Consider the following 17,797-nt stretch of genomic DNA (forward strand, 5'->3'; position numbering starts at 1 on the left):
ATGACTATCTGGCAGATCGTGATGCCGGAGAAATGGGAAAATTGTATGACTTTTTAGGCTTGACAGTTGGACTTAATAAGAACGGGATGTCCAAAGATGAGAAACGCGAAGCATATCTTGCCGACATCACTTATGGTACAAATAATGAATTCGGTTTTGATTATTTACGTGACAATATGGTGTTATATAAAGATCAAATGGTACAGAGACCATTGCATTTTGCCATAATTGATGAGGTTGACTCCATTTTAATCGATGAAGCCAGAACTCCATTGATTATCTCCGGTACTGCTAGAAAATCTGCAACGCTGTACGAACAGGCAAATAGTTTTGTCCGTACATTGCAAAATGAAGATGACTATTCGTATGATGAAAAGTCAAAAGGTGTGCAGTTAACAGAAGAAGGAATGAACAAAGCAGAACGTTTCTTCCAGGTTGACAACTTGTTTGATCTGAATAATGTGACATTGACTCATCACATCAATCAAGCTTTAAAAGCACATATTTCCATGCACAAAGATACAGATTATGTTGTAGAAGAAGACCAGGTAGTGATCGTTGACCAGTTTACCGGCCGTCTTATGAAAGGCCGTCGTTACAGTGATGGATTGCATCAGGCTATAGAAGCAAAAGAAGGGCTTCCGATTCAAAATGAGAGCATGACATTAGCTTCCATCACCTTCCAGAACTATTTCCGTATGTACGAGAAATTAGCAGGTATGACTGGTACAGCAAAAACGGAAGAAGAAGAATTTCGTAATATCTATAACATGGACGTAATTGCGATTCCTACAAATAAACCAATTATCAGGGATGATAAAGCTGATCTGATTTTCAAGTCAATGGAAGGAAAATTCAGAGCTGTGGTAGAGGAAATTAAAGAACGAAACCAGGCCGGCCAGCCTGTTTTGGTTGGTACAGTGGCTGTTGAAACTTCGGAATTAATATCAAAATACCTCTCCAGAGCTGGTGTCAAACATAATGTATTAAATGCGAAAAACCATTATCGTGAAGCAGAGATTATCGAAAATGCAGGCCAAAGAGGAGCTGTTACGATTGCTACAAATATGGCTGGGCGTGGAACGGATATCAAACTTGGCGATGGTATAAAGGAACTTGGGGGATTAGCGGTAATCGGTACAGAGCGACATGAATCACGCCGGATCGATAATCAGCTGCGTGGTCGTTCCGGCCGTCAGGGTGATCCAGGTGTGACTCAATTCTATCTGTCAATGGAAGATGAATTAATGCGCCGCTTTGGATCGGATAATATGAAAGCAATGATGGAACGCTTTGGTATGGATGATTCTCAGCCAATTGAAAGTAAATTAGTTTCCAGAACGGTTGAATCTGCTCAAAAACGGGTGGAAGGAAACAACTTTGATGCTCGTAAAACAATTCTTTCCTATGATGATGTACTAAGACAGCAACGTGAAATTATTTACAAGCAAAGATATGAAGTAATTGATTCTGACAACTTACGTGAAATCATTGAACAAATGATTGAGACAACGGTTGATGCAGCGATTGACACATATATGGCTGAGGACGTACCAGAGGAATGGAATATTACAGGTTTAACGGAGTATTTACATGCAACATTAATCGAACAAGAATGGATTACAGAAGATGAGCTGAAAGGCAAAGAAAAAGATGAAGCAAGAGCATTGATTCTTGAAAAAGTTAAAGCGAAATATGATCAGAAAGAAGAAGAGCTTACACCAGAACAAATGCGTGAATTTGAGAAAGTTATCCTTTTACGGACAGTTGATACGAAATGGATGGATCATATCGATCAAATGGATCAACTCCGCCAAGGTATCCATTTACGTGCATATGGACAAAATGATCCGCTAAGAGAATATCAAATGGAAAGTTTTGCAATGTTTGAAGAGATGGTTGCATCGATTAATGAAGAAGTAGCCAAATATGTTATGAAAGCTCAAATTCGTGAAAATCTAAAGCGAGAAGCGGTCGTAAAAGAAACGCAAACCGTATCAGGTGGAGAACAGGCAAAGAAAAAAGTGAAAAAACCATATGTAAAAGCGCAGGCTGTGGGCAGAAATGATGCATGTCCATGTGGCAGTGGCAAAAAGTATAAAAACTGCCATGGAAAAGCTTAAGCGCAAGAATTTTTCATAGAGAGAACTTAATGAGGTGGAAAGATGGAATTAGTAGAAATTAAACAAGAACTTGACAAAATGGCTAAGCGATTAGCGGACTTCAGGGGGTCTCTTTGACTTAGAGACGAAACGGGCGCGTATCGCTGAATTAGAAGAGATAATGTCTGATCCGACATTTTGGGATGATCAGCAGGCAGCACAGAAAGTAATTAATGAGGCTAACGGATTAAAAGAATTAGTCCAGGCATTTGATCAGAATGAAGAAAGTCTGGAAAATGCTGAAGTTTCTTATGAGTTAGTAAAAGAAGAAAGTGATGAGGAACTTCACCAGGATTTAGAAGAAGAAGTGACCCAATTAACCGAAGCACTCAATCGATTCGAATTATTTATTTTACTGAGTGAACCATATGATAAGAATAATGCGATTCTTGAACTGCACCCTGGTGCAGGAGGAACAGAATCTCAAGACTGGGCAAGTATGCTTTTACGAATGTACACGAGGTGGGCAGAAGCAAAAGGATTCAAAGTGGAGACACTGGATTATCTCCCTGGAGAAGAAGCTGGTGTCAAGAGTGTAACATTACTAATTAAAGGCCATAACGCTTATGGTTATTTAAAGGCAGAAAAAGGTGTACACCGTCTTGTGAGAATCTCTCCGTTTGACTCATCAGGCAGACGTCATACTTCATTTGTTTCGTGTGATGTAATGCCAGAACTTGATGATGATATTGATCTGGATGTAAAAACAGAAGATCTAAAAATAGACACATACCGATCAAGTGGAGCGGGAGGACAGCATGTTAATACAACAGATTCTGCTGTTCGTATTACGCACCTCCCAACAAATACTGTCGTAACATGTCAATCAGAACGTTCGCAGATTAAAAACAGAGAACAAGCGATGAAAATGCTGAAAGCAAAATTATATCAATTAGAGATAGAAAAACAACAGCAGGAATTAAATGAAATTCGTGGTGAACAGAAAGAAATCGGATGGGGAAGTCAGATCCGTTCCTATGTATTCCATCCATACTCAATGGTAAAAGACCATCGAACTGATCATGAAACAGGAAATACTCAGGCTGTTATGGACGGAGAACTTGATAAATTTATCGATGCCTATCTTCGTTCTTTGATGAATTAATTAAAAAAATGAGGCAGAGGTACAGAAACAAAGACATATTCCGGCGGGATGTTCAGCTTATGCTGTTCCTGCTGGAGTCTTTGTATTTTGATACCGTTCATCAATCAATTTTTACAATGGTATTTTATCGGTTGGCTTCTATTCCTTGTTTTACTGATGTCCCAGCCCCTATTTGATTTACTACTCCAATAAGGCTCTCCTCCTATTTTTATAACTGCACTCCTTCTTAAATTTCAAGATTCAAACCTGCAGATAACTTTGTCGTATTCAATACTCTGCTTTTTCCTTTAATTCAGTCAATATTCACAAAGTTTTGTCAAAAATTGTCATTCTTAATTAAAATATATCTAACTCTATGTAAAGAAAATTAGTGCTTATTTATCATAAATATAGCTTAATATCGCTAATCCTATTGTTGCTTTTTATGATAGATGGTATTATATGTTATGAGAATAATTGCTTATTTTTACCACTGCAGAGGGACTTGTCAGTAATAATTTTTTTAAATTAAGCAGTGTAATCAGCAAAGGAAACCGTAACATTTTTATAAAAAAGGATTCAAAAGAACTAGGTAAAAAGTAACTATAAACGAAATGAAATTGTAATAAAAATTTAGCCGAAAAATAGCTGTATTTTTGTTATAATGAAAATTGTGAGACGAAAATTGTTGTTTTTATGCAGGAAATGAAAATATATGACTAAAATTAGATAAAAGGTGAGAATGATATGATAGAAATGCAAGATGTATTTATGACATATCCCAATGGTGTCGTTGCACTGAATGGAATTAGTGTGAAGATCGAACAAGGAGAATTTGTATACATAGTAGGACACAGTGGGGCAGGTAAATCTACTTTTACTAAACTGATGTTTCGTGAAGAGGTACCGATGAAAGGTACAATCACCGTTAACAATAAAGATGTAAGCAAATTAAAATGGAAAGATGTCCCTTACTTTAGAAGAAGTATTGGTGTAGTTTATCAGGACTTCCGTCTTCTGCCGAAACTGACAGTCTATGAAAATATTGCATTTGCTCTTGAAGTAATAGAGGAAAGTCCCAAAAATATCAGAGCACGGGTAATGAAGGTTCTAGACCAGGTAGGACTAAAGAATAAAGCAAGATTTATACCGGACGAGCTTTCAGGCGGGGAACAGCAACGGGTCGCTATCGCTCGTGCCATTGTAAACAGGCCAAGCATATTAATAGCTGATGAACCTACAGGTAACCTGGATCCAGATACCTCATGGGAAATTATGCGGATTCTTGAAGAAATTAATGCCAGTGGAACAACGATCATAATGGCTACACACAGCAAAGAGATCGTTGATACTGTAAGAAAAAGAGTAATTGCTATGGAAGATGGCACAATTGTACGTGATGAACATAGGGGAGAATATGGTTATGAAGTTTAGTACGTTAAAAAGACACTTAAAAGAAGGTACGCGCAATACATGGCGAAATAGCTGGATGACAATAGCTTCCATTGGGGCTGTGACAACTACATTAATTCTTGTCGGTGTGTTTCTTGTTGTTATCCTGAATTTAAATCATATAGCTAATAAGTTGGAAGATGATGTACAAATAAAAGCCTTGATCGAATTAACGGCTGAAGAAGCTGATGTCAATCAGCTTGAAGCAGATATTAAAGCTATTCCCGAAGTAGATACCGTCCAGTTTATAACAAAAGAAGAGGAATTGGATAATCTGATAGAAAGTATGGGGGAACAAGGACAGGCCTGGACATTGTATGAGCAAGACAATCCTTTGAATGATGCCTTTATTGTTCAGACAACAGATCCTCTTGATACAGAATTAGTAGCCAATAAGATTCAGCAAATGAATAATGTCAACAGTGTTAACTTCGGTCAGGATTATGTTGATAAATTGTTTACTTTTAACGAATATGCAAGGAATGTGGGGCTAGTTTTAATATTTGCTTTATTATTTACAGCGATTTTCCTTATCTCTAATACTATTAAAATCACCATCCTTGCCAGGAAAAAGGAAATCGGAATTATGAAGCTAGTTGGAGCAACAAACAATTTTATTCGTTGGCCATTTTTTGTCGAAGGGATGATTCTTGGGATTTTAGGCAGTATTATTCCTATTCTCATCATTATGATTGGATATTATTATTTAGCAAACAGTGGCATAACGATCCAGCAATTTAACTTTATTCAATTATTACCGTTTAATCCATTTGCCTTCCAAATTGCCGGGATTATCTTAGGAATTGGTGTATGTATTGGTGTCTGGGGAAGTTTAATGAGCGTTCGTAAATTCTTAAAGGTATAGCAGAAAGAAGAAAACCAGGAAGAGGAGTAATCAAATGAAAAAAAATCTCTACTTAATTGTTTCTGTCATTGCTGCATTTACTGTTTTTACTACTTCAGTCTCTGCAGAAACTATTAATGAACTACAAGATAAAGTGAATGAATTACAAAAGGATCAGCAATCGATTCAGAATAAAGCCGGAGATGTTAAAAATCAAGTAGAGGAAACAGAAGCAGAAATAGCAGCAAATCAGGAAAAACAAGCTCAAACAAATAATGAAATTGCTTCTATTGACAGTAAACTGACAGATACTCAGAATAAATTAACGACAAAGAGAAATGAAATTGAAGCAACAAACAGTGAAATTGCAGTTACTGAAAGTGAGATTAATAAGACAGAAGAGGAAATTTCAAAATTAAAAGAAGAAATCGAAGCATTACAAGCGGAAATAAAAGAACTGCAGAAGAAAATTGCAGAGAGAGAAGATTTGCTTAAAAACAGACTAAGATCAATTCAACAAAATGGCGGGAATATAAATTATCTAGAAGTTATCCTTGGAGCTCAGAGTTTTGGAGATTTTATCAATCGCGCGACTGCTGTTAACACCATAATGGATTCAGATAAGGAAATCATGGACCAGCAGCAAGCAGATAAAGAGAAATTGGAACAAAATAAGATCGAGGTTGAAGAAAATAAAAAAGAAGTAGAAGCAAAACAAGCATCATTAAAGGCTAGTAAAAGTAAATTAGAAAGCAAAAAGGCAGGCCTTGAGTCTCAAAAAGCGGAATTAGATGAAATCAAAGCAACCCTTGATCAGCAAATGAATAAAAAACAAGAATTGATGGCTAATTTAGAACAAAAGGAAGATGAACTACATAGTCACCAAATGTCATTAGCCGAACAACAGGAAACATTGAATAATCAAGCTGCCATCATAGCAAAAGCGAAAAAGGATGCACAGCAGAAAATTAATCAAAAAAGACAAGAACAACAACAGCAGCAAAATTCTTCAGGAGGAAATTCTGGTTCAACTGGAGGCAGCTTATCTGCCGGGGGAAATGGAAGTTTAATTTGGCCAACAACGGGCAGACAAAGCTCAGGCTATGGGTACCGTTCATTTAATGGCGGTGGTTTCCATTACGGTCTGGATATAGCAAACAGTGTTGGAACACCAGTACATGCTGCAGCCTCTGGTGTTGTTACAAGAGCAAATTATTCACCAAGTTACGGTAATGTTATCTATATTTATCATGTTGATTTGAATTTAACAACTGTTTATGCACATTTAAGCAGTATTGGTGTCTCATTAGGACAGTCTGTTTCCCAGGGGCAACAGATTGGAGGAATGGGTAATACAGGACAGTCTTTCGGCAGTCACTTACACTTTGAAGTTCATAATGGAAGCTGGAGTTATCATAGTGGGGTAAATCCGATTAATTATCTGCCTTAATATCAGTGGGTTATCTTCACTCCTGACAATCATTAGCGATACTTGTTCGAATATTTAACGCTGTGATAAAAAAGAAATATAAAAAGACATCACAAAATACTTGTGATGTCTTTTTTAAACGTTCATAATATATTATTAAGAAATACATTTTTACATAGAATGTATTAAAGAATGCAACAGTTTGGGGTGGAATAATGAATATAAAGAAAAGGTATATTGCTTTAATAGCGATTATTGCTGTTGTCATTGGTGCTGCAGGTACGTTTACTATAGGTATACTATTCTTCGGAAATACAAGTGGCAGTGACAGTTTAGCAAGTACTGATCGAGACTTATTATTACAGTTGGCAGATCAGCAGGAAGTGTTGGAAGAAAATATGGGTGAGATGTCAAAAGTAGTGAATGCCTTCACAGTCATTAAAGAAAACTATGTGGAGGAAGTTGATGATAGTCAACTGATTGAAGGTGCTATTCAAGGGATGCTGCAGTCATTAGACGATCCTTATAGTGTCTATATGGATGCGGAAACAATGAAGCAGTTCAATGAACAAATAGAATCATCTTTTGAAGGAATAGGTGCAGAAGTTTCCTTGGTAAATGGGAATGTAACAATTGTTGCACCAATAAAGGATTCTCCAGCTGAAAAAGCAGGTTTAAAGCCCAATGACCAAATCTGAACAGTAGATGGAGAAAGTCTCGAAGGAATGGATTTATATGAAGCGGTAAACCAAATCCGCGGCGAAAAGGGCTCTAATGTGACGTTGGAAGTCAGGAGACCAGGTGTAGAAGAGATTATTAATGTAGACATTAAGAGAGATGCTATTCCATTACAAACAGTCTATGTCGAAGAAAAAGAAGTGGATGGCAAATTGATCGGTATAATTGAGTTAACATCATTCTCTGAAAAAACAGCAGCAGATTTTGTTTCAGCGCTAGACAAGCTGGAAGGTAAGGGAATGGATGGATTAGTTATTGATGTGAGGGGGAACCCTGGTGGTTTGCTGCCATCAGTTGAGCAGATTCTGAAGTTGTTTGTAACGAAAGATACACCATATCTGCAAATTGAAGATCCAACCGGCAAAAAGTCCAGATATTTTTCTGATTTAGAGACAGGCAAGGATTATCCTGTAGTAACATTAATTAATGAGGGCAGTGCATCAGCTTCTGAGATTCTTGCTGTTTAATTGAAGGAAGCAATGAATTACGATGTGATTGGAACAACCTCTTTTGGTAAAGGTACTGTTCAGCAAACTGTATCGATGGGTGATAACAGTACAATTAAAATTACACGTTTTAAATGGTTATCGCCAGAAGGAAACTGGATACATGAAAAGGGTGTGGAACCGACTATTAAACAGGAAATGCCTGACTATTACTATGCCAACCCTGTTCAAGTAGAAGATGATCCATTTGCATATAATGAAAGTGATCCTGGCATTGAAGACATTCAGTTAATGTTAGAAGGACTTGATTACAACCCTGGACGATTAGACGGATATTTCGATGAAGGAACAAAGCAAGCAGTTGAAGCTTTCCAGGCCGATAATAATTTAGAAGTTACCGGTGAAGTTGACAAACAAACAGCAGAAGTCCTGCAGACAGTTTTGACTGAGAAAGTCCGTAGTGGTGCAGATGATGCTCAGTTAGAAAAAGCGATTGAAGTCTTAACTAAATAAACCACAACATCAGTACCCTATGGTATTAATATAGCTATAGGGTACTGTTTCTTTTTACACTTCCGTATAGTATAAATTTTCTGCAAGGAAGTGTTGGTCAATGTAGTAGAAATTTTGAAGTTTCAAGTATAAGAAAAACTAACCTATTCGCTAAAGGATGAGCGAATGCGAGTATTTCTAACAGTAGATATATTCACAGTGGAGAAATCTATCCGACTCCTAAGTGCTTTTAAATCTAAATTTGTCGTAATTAGGGAGACTGTGATAGATTTCAAAATAGGGGTAGCCAAAACTAGTATTTTTAAGCATAATATAGATTATAAATGTAAGTTCGCTGGTAGAGAGGGGTATGGAAGAATGGAGTACTTATTGGAAATACTTTACGGAATTTTACGCATGTTTGCCCAACCATCACTTTATTTGTTTCTTGTTTTACTGCTTGTAAGCGGATATTACAGGGTGAAACGGGATCGGGAGTCATTTGGGATCAAGGTATATCCTTATTTTGATGAACAAAAACAAACATGGGCTATTTCTTTCATAACGGGAATAATCTTGTCAATCCTTTCCATTAGTATAGGTTTTGTGTTTACATGGCCATTATTAGGTATACTTTCCTTATTTATTGTCGTTTTCTCAATGTTGAGACGATTCTTTTTCCTGTCCGCAAGCTATATTTTAGGTTTTGGCTATATCACAGCTTTATGCTTAATGCAAGCCAACTTCACCTTTTTACCTGCTGACTGGATTAATAGCTTTGAAGAAGTTAATTTTATTTACATACCATTTCTGATTGCTCTGTTGTTAGTAGTAGAGGGAATGCTCTTATTGAGGACGAACAGGATGAATTCTTATCCTGAAATAACGAAAAGCTTAAGAGGAAAATTTCTAGGTCGTCACCGAATCAAAAGATTAGCAATTATCCCATTCTTTGGGTTGCTTCCGGCAGGCCTTATTGAACCGTTTGCTCCATGGTTTCCATTCCTGGAAATTAATGGTGAATCTTTTGGATTCATTCTCATCCCGTATGTTATTGGGTTTGAACATGCCATCAGAAATTCAATTCCTAAGCATGCAGCAAAATGGATTGCGACTAAAGTCTTTTTCTTAGCAGGATTATTACTTGTACTATCCATGGCAAGTTATTTTTACGAGATATTTATCCTCATTGGCAGTGCTGCCGCTATTCTTGGTCGTTTGGCCATTCAGTATTGGTTCAGAAGCTATGACCAGAATCAGCATCCGGTCTTTCAACTGGGAGGGGAAGGTATTTTTGTGTTAGGAGTGCTTCCGAATTCAACTGCGGATCATTTACAGTTGGAACCTGGTGAAAGGATTGTGAAGGTTAATGGAATGAATGTTTCAAATGAGCATGAATTTTATCATGCGATTCAGTTAAATCGTGCCTTTTGTAAATTGGTGATTAAAGACCTTAATGGGGAGATTCGTTTTAGCCAAAGTCCTCTTTTTGAAGATGATCATCATGAGTTAGGGGTTATTTTAGTAAAAGATAATGATCCAATCGACTGGAGTACAGAACAGGCATATAGCAAACCCTGAGCAAAGCTGCTCAGGGTTTTTTGGTCAGTCAAGAAAGTATAAACGGAGATGTCTAGCTCCAAGCGCCTGCCCCTCGAGGTCTTAAGCGATCCTGCTATGTGGCAAAGATCGCCACGTCGCAGTTTCGCTTAAGCTTGTCGGGGCAGAACGGGCGCTTTGCGCTTTTCTTATATAATAATCGGTTTAATGGAACTGAAGTAATTCGCGTAGTTCTGTTTCGGATAATTTTGATAATAACGTTTCACCAGGCTGAATTATCTGTTCAACAAGTTCCCGTTTTTTATGCTGTAATTGATATATTTTTTCCTCAATTGTTCCTTCTGTAATGAAACGGATAACTTGCACGACATTTTTCTGCCCGATTCGGTGTGCACGTCCAGCTGCTTGTTCTTCGACGGCAGGGTTCCACCATAGATCAAACAGAATGACTGTATCCGCGCCTGTTAGATTAAGCCCTGTTCCACCAGCTTTTAATGAAATTAAGAAAAAGTCCTTTTCTCCATCATTAAAAGCTTCTGTCATTTCCATTCTTTTATCAGATGATGTGGAACCATCCAAATAGAATGGCTGATGTCCGTTTTGGTCTAATGTTTCAGCAATCAATTTTAACATACTGGAAAATTGGGAGAAAATTAAAGCACGCTTTCCTTTTGCGTGTAGTTCTTTGATCAGTTCTATAAGCTGTTCCAGTTTCCCTGAATTCCCCTGGTAATTTTCAAGAAATAAACTGGGGTGACAGCATATTTGTCGAAGACGAGTGATTCCTGCTAATATTTCCAGTTTCCCTCTTTCAAAGCTGCCTTCTTGAATCGATTTATCCAGGTTTTGCTGAATTCTTTCTAAATAAGCCAAATATACTTCTTTTTGTGATTGAGTTAATTCAGAATATTGAACAGACTCAATCTTTTCAGGCAGTTCTTCTAATACATCTTTTTTCACTCTTCGTAAAATAAATGGCCTCGTGATCTTCGCTATATATTTTGGATCCAGTTGATTAAATGTTTTCTTATTGCCAAAAAGTCCTGGCGATATTGTATGAAAAATGGACCATAATTCATCGAGGGAATTTTCAATCGGTGTACCGCTTAATGCGAAAAATTGTTTTCCATTTAGACTTCTGATAGCTTTTGCCGTTTGTGTCAGATGATTTTTGATCGCTTGGGCCTCATCTAAAACAATACAATCTAACACTTTTCCTTCATACAAATCTAAATCCTGTCGTAAAGTTGGATAAGAAGTAATGAGGACATTAGTATCCTGCTTATTATTAACAGTAAATTTCCGCTGTTCTTTAGAACCTGCGATGACTTCACAAGTTAAGCTTGGTGCAAACTTTTCCACTTCTTTTTTCCAGTTGTATAACAATGAGGCTGGTGCAACAACTAATGCCTGGTAACTTGATGATGCATCTTCTGTTTCTGATAATAGGTAACTGATCGTTTGAATGGTTTTCCCTAACCCCATATCATCCGCCAGAATGCCTCCTAAGTGATAGTGTGCCAATGTTTTCATCCATTGAAATCCCGTGATTTGATATTCACGCATTTCTGCTTGTAATGATTGTGGCACTTCAAAAGCCAATGTTGCAGGGTTTTTTAGCTGATCCAGCATGTTCTGGAAGTTCTCACTAAATCTATGTTTGCTTTTTTCGAACATTTCTTCGACTTGAAAACTTCTGGCGGCTGGAATGGAAACACTGCCTTGCTGCAGTTGTTTTTTGGTCAGCTGGAAATTATCCTGCATCTGATGAAATGGTTCAAACTCTTCAGAATCCAGTCGAATTAAGGCGCCGTTCGGTATCCTGTAATATCTTTTTTTCTCTACTAATGCTTGCAGGATATTAGATATATTCTCACCAGAGATTCCTTCTATATCGAATGAAATATCCAGCATTCCTTCAGAGAGGCGATAGTCAACAGATGTTTGTAAGGAATAATGTTCGGTAAGCAGCATGTTCTTTACTTGTTGTGTCAAAAAGACGGAGGCAAATTGCTCTAATTCCGCTAATTTATCATGAAGAAAATAATAGATAGAATCTTCATGGAATAAAAACAATGCCTGATTTATTTCCATAAAGCCAAGTTCTCTCAGCATTTGAAGTAAGTGCTGTTCTTTTAATGTTTCTCGTTTGATGATATCTTTGGTTTCCTGTATTTCGTTCATTGGATAGATTGTAGTTTGCCCATACTGAAAGGCTATATCTATTTTTATTGCTCCATCTTGCTCGTCTATCCATATCGCACTTTCCAGTGGTGCAGTGTTTAATTGTTCCTTCATTCTGTCTGTCATATCTAATTTGCCAACCTGTTCGAATTGAGGCATCACATTTCGAACAAATACCTCCATCTCTGTAGGCGATATTTGCTGCTTCTTTTTGTCATGCAATGGCAGAATACGGAATAATTTTTCTAAAACTAATTTCTGTTTATAATCCACTTTGTAAATATGATTATCCTTAATCAAATAGCGATAGCTGTTAAGAAAATAATAGGAAGTTAAATCAGATAGTTCCAATGAATAAGTCTCAGATTGCAGATAGTCGAGTTTGAATTGAAGCTGATCTGTCATCATACTAAACTCCACTGATGCAAACTCCTTGTTATCAGCTTGCCTGAAAAGATAATTTGTTTGCTGCAGTTTTTCGATAAACTGGTCACTGACACTTGGTGGCAGGTAAATACTTCGTGGCTGTTCCATCTTCAGTGTATAACTGTTTCCGAATAACTTTTCTTGCTCATAACAGGAAACCATCAGTTCCAGCATTTCCTGATCTGAAGAATGAAAAAAATGCTCAGCTGGTTCAAAAGTGAATGTGTGGTTTACCTTATAAGCTTCTCCATTGATCCATGCTTTAAAAAAGGCTCGAAGATCGCGAACAACGTATGGACGTTTATCTCCGATTTTTAATTCAACTGCCATGGCATATTGGGTATTTTTATTTGCTTTTGTAAGTAGTAATTGAAATTCTGTCTGGATTGTTTCCACTGGCTTCTGCTGTTCACGGAAAGTATGCATTAACTGTTTTGCAAATAAGTCTGTCTGCTGTTTATTGGCAGTAGTGTTTGTATGCTGATCAACAGCAAATTTTCTTCTGTTAGATTGTGCATCTTGTGTAATCGCAAGTAAGACGGCAGCCACATGTTTACACGAACCGTGGGCTTCAAATGCCTTACAATTACAAGTTGTATCAATATTATCTCCGCCATCGTAATAAATCCTGATTGTATAAACCTTCGTTCCTTTCACTAATCCCCGCCATGAATTAGTGCTGGGGTTATATGATAGACCATAAACTTTGCCATCTATATAATATTGAAATCCTCTTTGGTAAAAACGATCACCTGTAAGCTTTCGGATCGATTGTTCATTAAGTGGAATCTGTTGCATAGATATATCCCTTCCTTGTCCGATCTTAGATTTTCGTTTAGAAATATCAATGATAATAATTGTATTTTTTCAAACCATCATTATATTATAACAGAAAGACGAGCTGTTTCCATCCTGATTGACATTTTGTAAAGAAACTGCTATTTTATCAAAGTCTAAAAAAGTGTACAATAGAAAGAACGACTGCTATGGAAAGTAGGGAATGGAATGGGTTTACAAGAAGAAGTGCAAAAAAGAAAGACGTTTGCCATCATCTCCCACCCGGATGCCGGGAAAACAACGATGACGGAAAAACTTTTATTACAGGGGAATTTAATTCGTTCTGCCGGGACGGTAAAAGGGAAAAAATCAGGGAAATTCGCTACATCTGACTGGATGGAAATAGAAAAACAACGTGGGATTTCCGTTACATCAAGTGTAATGAACTTCGAATATGAAGGATTTAAGGTCAATATTCTGGATACCCCAGGACATGAGGATTTTAGTGAGGATACGTACCGTACATTAACAGCTGTTGACAGTGTTGTCATGATTATTGATGCAACCAAAGGGATCGAAGCACAAACAATTAAATTATTTAAAGTTTGTAAAATGCGCGGCATTCCGATTTTTACTTTTATAAATAAATTAGACCGTGAAAGCAGGGAGCCATTAGACTTACTTGATCAAATTGAAGATGTGTTAAATATTGAAACATATCCAATGAATTGGCCTGTTGGTATGGGTAAAGGGTTCTTAGGAATATTGGACAGATATCATGAACAATTTATTCGGTTTAATGGTAATGAAGAGGAAACGTATATTGATTTAAAGGATATGAATCTTCCTGAACACAAAGCAATTGCAGAGAATCCGACATATCAGGAAACTGTGGAAGAATTGGAACTGTTAAATGAAGCAGGAGATCAATTTTCTTTAGAACGAGTGCTTGACGGAGAACAGACACCTGTCTTTTTCGGAAGTGCACTCGCACCATTTGGTGTGGAAGTATTTTTTGATACCTTTGTTAAATTGGCTCCAGCACCAGGACCAAGAAGAACGAAGGAAGAAGTAATTCATCCGGATTATCCAGATTTCTCTGGTTTTATTTTTAAAATCCAGGCAAATATGAATCCGCAGCATCGGGACCGAATTGCATTTTTAAGAGTTTGTTCCGGTCGCTTTGAACGTGGCATGAATGTTCAATTGGCGAGAACTGGAAAGACGATCCGTTTAGGACAGACACAGCAATTTGTTGCCTCTTCCCGTGATACGGTAGAAGAAGCTTATCCAGGTGATATCATTGGAATTTATGATCCAGGTTCCTATCGGATTGGTGATACATTGCTTGATGGCAAAAAGGCTTTTGAGTACGATGAACTGCCATCATTCCCGCCGGAAATGTTCCAGCGAGTAACAGCGAAAAACGTTATGAAAGCAAAACAGTTTCGAAAAGGAATGGAACAGCTTGTACAGGAAGGAGCTATCCAATTATTCCGCGGATATCCAACGGATGCTTATATAATTGGAGCTGTCGGACAGCTGCAGTATGAAGTTTTCCAGCACAGAATGAAAAATGAGTACAATGTAGAAGTCATGCTGGAGTCAATAGGTGACCGTATTCCGCGTTGGCTCAAAAAAGAACAAGTTGATCCCAGGTTATTTGATGAGAGAAACTTACTAGTCAAGGACCGGGATGATGAATTTCTTGTTCTATTTAAAAATGATTTCGCATTAAGATGGTTTGTTGACAAAAATGAAGATATAGAATTGATTGATTTGTTTGAAGTAAACCAGTATGACCAGTCATCATGATTTAATAAATGATGTAACAAAAACAGTTTGCCTTTACTGTAATCCGAACAATCCATGAATTGGATTGTTCGGATTATTTGCTTTAATGAAAACTGGTTCCTGCTTTGAGGTTGGGACATAACAACAATAGTTAATCTAAAAACCGAAGCAAGCATTCTTATGAAAAAAACATCCAGGCTATCTTTTTAATGATCTAACAGGAATTATCGGTTTTAAGTTATAAAAACAGGTGAAAATGAAGAATAATGAATTTCCTTATCTAACTAATAATTCATTTCTCTTTTAACACCTTCCAATGTTTGGGTATAATGAAAATGGATGAAAAATGAAAACGAATATTTGTTCGCTTTTTACAGCGGATTGATGTATAATAGAATTATTGAGAAACGGGGGTAAAAGGATGGAGCAAAATACTTTTTCGTTGGAGGCGCCATATCAGCCACAAGGTGACCAGCCAAAAGCTATCAAAGAGTTGGTGAAAGGTGTCAATGAAAATAAACGTGCCCAGACATTACTTGGCGCAACAGGTACTGGTAAAACTTTCACCATTTCAAATGTGGTAACAGAAATAAATCGGCCAACATTAGTGATTGCACATAACAAAACACTGGCAGGGCAATTGTATAGTGAATTCAAAGAATTTTTCCCGAATAATGCGGTTGAATATTTTGTCAGCTATTATGATTACTACCAGCCAGAAGCTTATGTTCCATCAACAGATACCTTTATTGAAAAAGATGCGAGCATAAATGATGAGATAGATAAATTAAGACACTCTGCAACATCTGCATTGTTTGAGCGTAAAGATGTGCTGATCGTAGCAAGTGTTTCCTGTATATATGGTTTAGGTTCCCCAGAAGAATACCGCAATCAAGTGCTTTCATTGAGAGTAGGGATGACTAAAGAACGTGATGATCTATTACGTGAGCTAGTTAATATTCAATATGCAAGAAATGATATTGATTTTCAACGTGGTACTTTCCGGGTGCGCGGGGATTCCGTAGAAATTATCCCTGCATCAAGAGAAGAACATTGTGTTCGTGTCGAATTTTTCGGTGATGAAATTGATCGAATCCGTGAAGTCGATGCATTAACTGGTGAAATCGTTGGCGACAGAGAGCATATTGCTATTTTCCCTGCATCCCACTTCGTAACAGGTGAAGAAAAGTTGAAAATAGCGATGGAAAACATTAAGCAAGAATTAAAGGAACAGCTGGCGAAACTCCGTGAAGAAGACAAACTGCTGGAAGCACAAAGAATAGAACAGCGAACAAATTATGATCTGGAAATGATGGCAGAAATGGGCTTTTGTTCGGGAATTGAAAACTACTCCAGACACCTGACATTAAGAGAAGCAGGTTCAACACCATATACTTTACTGGATTATTTCCCTGAAGACTCTTTAATTGTTATTGACGAGTCCCATGTTACATTACCGCAGATTCGTGGTATGTATAATGGAGACCAGGCACGTAAAAAAGTATTGGTTGATCACGGATTCCGGCTTCCATCAGCTATGGATAACCGGCCATTAACGTTTGATGAATTTGAGAAAAAAGCTAACCAGTTTATTTTTGTTTCCGCAACCCCAGGTCCATATGAATTGGAGCACACTCCAACAATGACAGAACAGATTATTCGCCCAACAGGCTTGTTGGATCCAGAAGTGGAAGTAAGGCCGATTGAGGGACAGATCGATGACTTAATTGGTGAAATAAATCAGCGGATAACAAGAAATGAACGAGTGCTAGTAACAACCTTAACAAAAAAAATGTCAGAGGATCTGACCGATTATCTGAAGGAAATTGGAATGAAAGTTGCATACTTACATTCCGAGATTAAAACGTTAGAGCGAATAGAGATCATTCGTGATTTAAGGGTAGGTAAATATGATGTGCTCATCGGGATTAACTTGTTAAGAGAAGGTTTAGATATCCCGGAAGTTTCCTTAGTAACCATACTGGATGCGGATAAAGAAGGATTTTTACGATCAGAACGTTCTCTGATCCAGACAATGGGCCGTGCTGCACGAAATGAAAATGGAAAAGTTATCATGTATGCTGACAAAATGACGGATTCAATGCAAAAAGCAATTGATGAGACATACCGTCGTCGAGAAAAGCAGGAAGCATATAACATTGAACATGGCATCACACCGATGACAATTAAGAAAGAAGTACGAGATGTAATTAGAGCGACAATGGCTGCAGAGACTGAAGCGGCTTATGGTGAAGAAACACCAAAACTAAAAGATATGACAAAGAAAGAGAAAGACAAGTTAGTCGAACAAATGGAAAAAGAGATGAAGCAGGCGGCAAAGGAATTAAACTTCGAACGTGCTGCAGAGCTTCGTGATTTAGTTTTAGAACTGAGAGCAGAAGGGTGATC

General features: G+C 37.4%; 9 protein-coding genes and 1 pseudogene. 9 read left to right on the top strand and 1 reads right to left on the bottom strand.

Translation table 11 applies throughout. The annotated features are described in order from the left end of the window. The 7 genes and pseudogenes from secA to F9U64_RS12575 all read left to right on the top strand — a co-directional run. A partial coding sequence (secA, locus tag F9U64_RS12545; protein ID WP_228275704.1) for a preprotein translocase subunit SecA occupies positions 1 to 2,123 on the top strand: 2,123 nt, incomplete at its 5' end. 42 nt (positions 2,124 to 2,165) lie between these two features. Next, positions 2,166 to 3,267, top strand: a protein-coding gene (prfB, locus tag F9U64_RS12550; RefSeq protein ID WP_153403946.1) for a peptide chain release factor 2 whose coding sequence is annotated in 2 segments (ribosomal slippage) — positions 2,166 to 2,237 and positions 2,239 to 3,267 — 1,101 coding nt in all. Because the reading frame shifts where the segments join, the coding sequence is not laid out codon by codon here. 726 nt (positions 3,268 to 3,993) lie between these two features. Next, on the top strand, positions 3,994 to 4,680 hold the full coding sequence (ftsE, locus tag F9U64_RS12555; RefSeq protein ID WP_153403949.1) for a cell division ATP-binding protein FtsE: 687 nt from the start codon (positions 3,994 to 3,996) through the stop codon (positions 4,678 to 4,680). Then, complete coding sequence (gene ftsX, locus F9U64_RS12560; protein ID WP_153403952.1) at positions 4,670 to 5,563, top strand: permease-like cell division protein FtsX; 894 nt, start codon at positions 4,670 to 4,672, stop codon at positions 5,561 to 5,563. The genes ftsE and ftsX overlap by 11 nt, the downstream gene beginning before the upstream one ends. Positions 5,564 to 5,597: 34 nt before the next feature. Next, positions 5,598 to 6,992 (top strand): murein hydrolase activator EnvC family protein, encoded by a 1,395-nt coding sequence (locus F9U64_RS12565; RefSeq protein WP_153403955.1) that lies wholly within the window; start codon positions 5,598 to 5,600, stop codon positions 6,990 to 6,992. Between the two features lie 194 nt (positions 6,993 to 7,186). Further along, a pseudogene (locus F9U64_RS23650) lies at positions 7,187 to 8,668 on the top strand (S41 family peptidase). A 357-nt stretch (positions 8,669 to 9,025) separates the two neighbouring features. Beyond that, positions 9,026 to 10,228, top strand: coding sequence for a PDZ domain-containing protein (locus F9U64_RS12575; protein WP_153403958.1), 1,203 nt, complete (start codon positions 9,026 to 9,028; stop codon positions 10,226 to 10,228). A 183-nt stretch (positions 10,229 to 10,411) separates the two neighbouring features. Here the strand turns inward: F9U64_RS12575 and F9U64_RS12580 are convergent, their stop codons facing one another. Continuing rightward, positions 10,412 to 13,615, bottom strand: coding sequence for a DEAD/DEAH box helicase (locus tag F9U64_RS12580; RefSeq protein ID WP_153403961.1), 3,204 nt, complete (start codon positions 13,613 to 13,615; stop codon positions 10,412 to 10,414). Positions 13,616 to 13,822: 207 nt separating this feature from the next. Here F9U64_RS12580 and F9U64_RS12585 point away from each other — a divergent pair, with 207 nt between their 5' ends. Further along, positions 13,823 to 15,409, top strand: a complete 1,587-nt coding sequence (locus F9U64_RS12585; RefSeq protein ID WP_153403964.1) for a peptide chain release factor 3 — start codon at positions 13,823 to 13,825, stop codon at positions 15,407 to 15,409. Between the two features lie 400 nt (positions 15,410 to 15,809). Next, positions 15,810 to 17,795: an excinuclease ABC subunit UvrB gene (uvrB, locus tag F9U64_RS12590; RefSeq protein WP_153403967.1), complete on the top strand. Its 1,986-nt coding sequence runs from the start codon at positions 15,810 to 15,812 to the stop codon at positions 17,793 to 17,795. The last annotated feature ends 2 nt before the right edge of the window (positions 17,796 to 17,797 follow it).

It is taken from the genome of Gracilibacillus oryzae, assembly GCF_009498735.1.
Classification (GTDB): Bacteria; Bacillota; Bacilli; order Bacillales; family Amphibacillaceae; genus Gracilibacillus; species Gracilibacillus oryzae.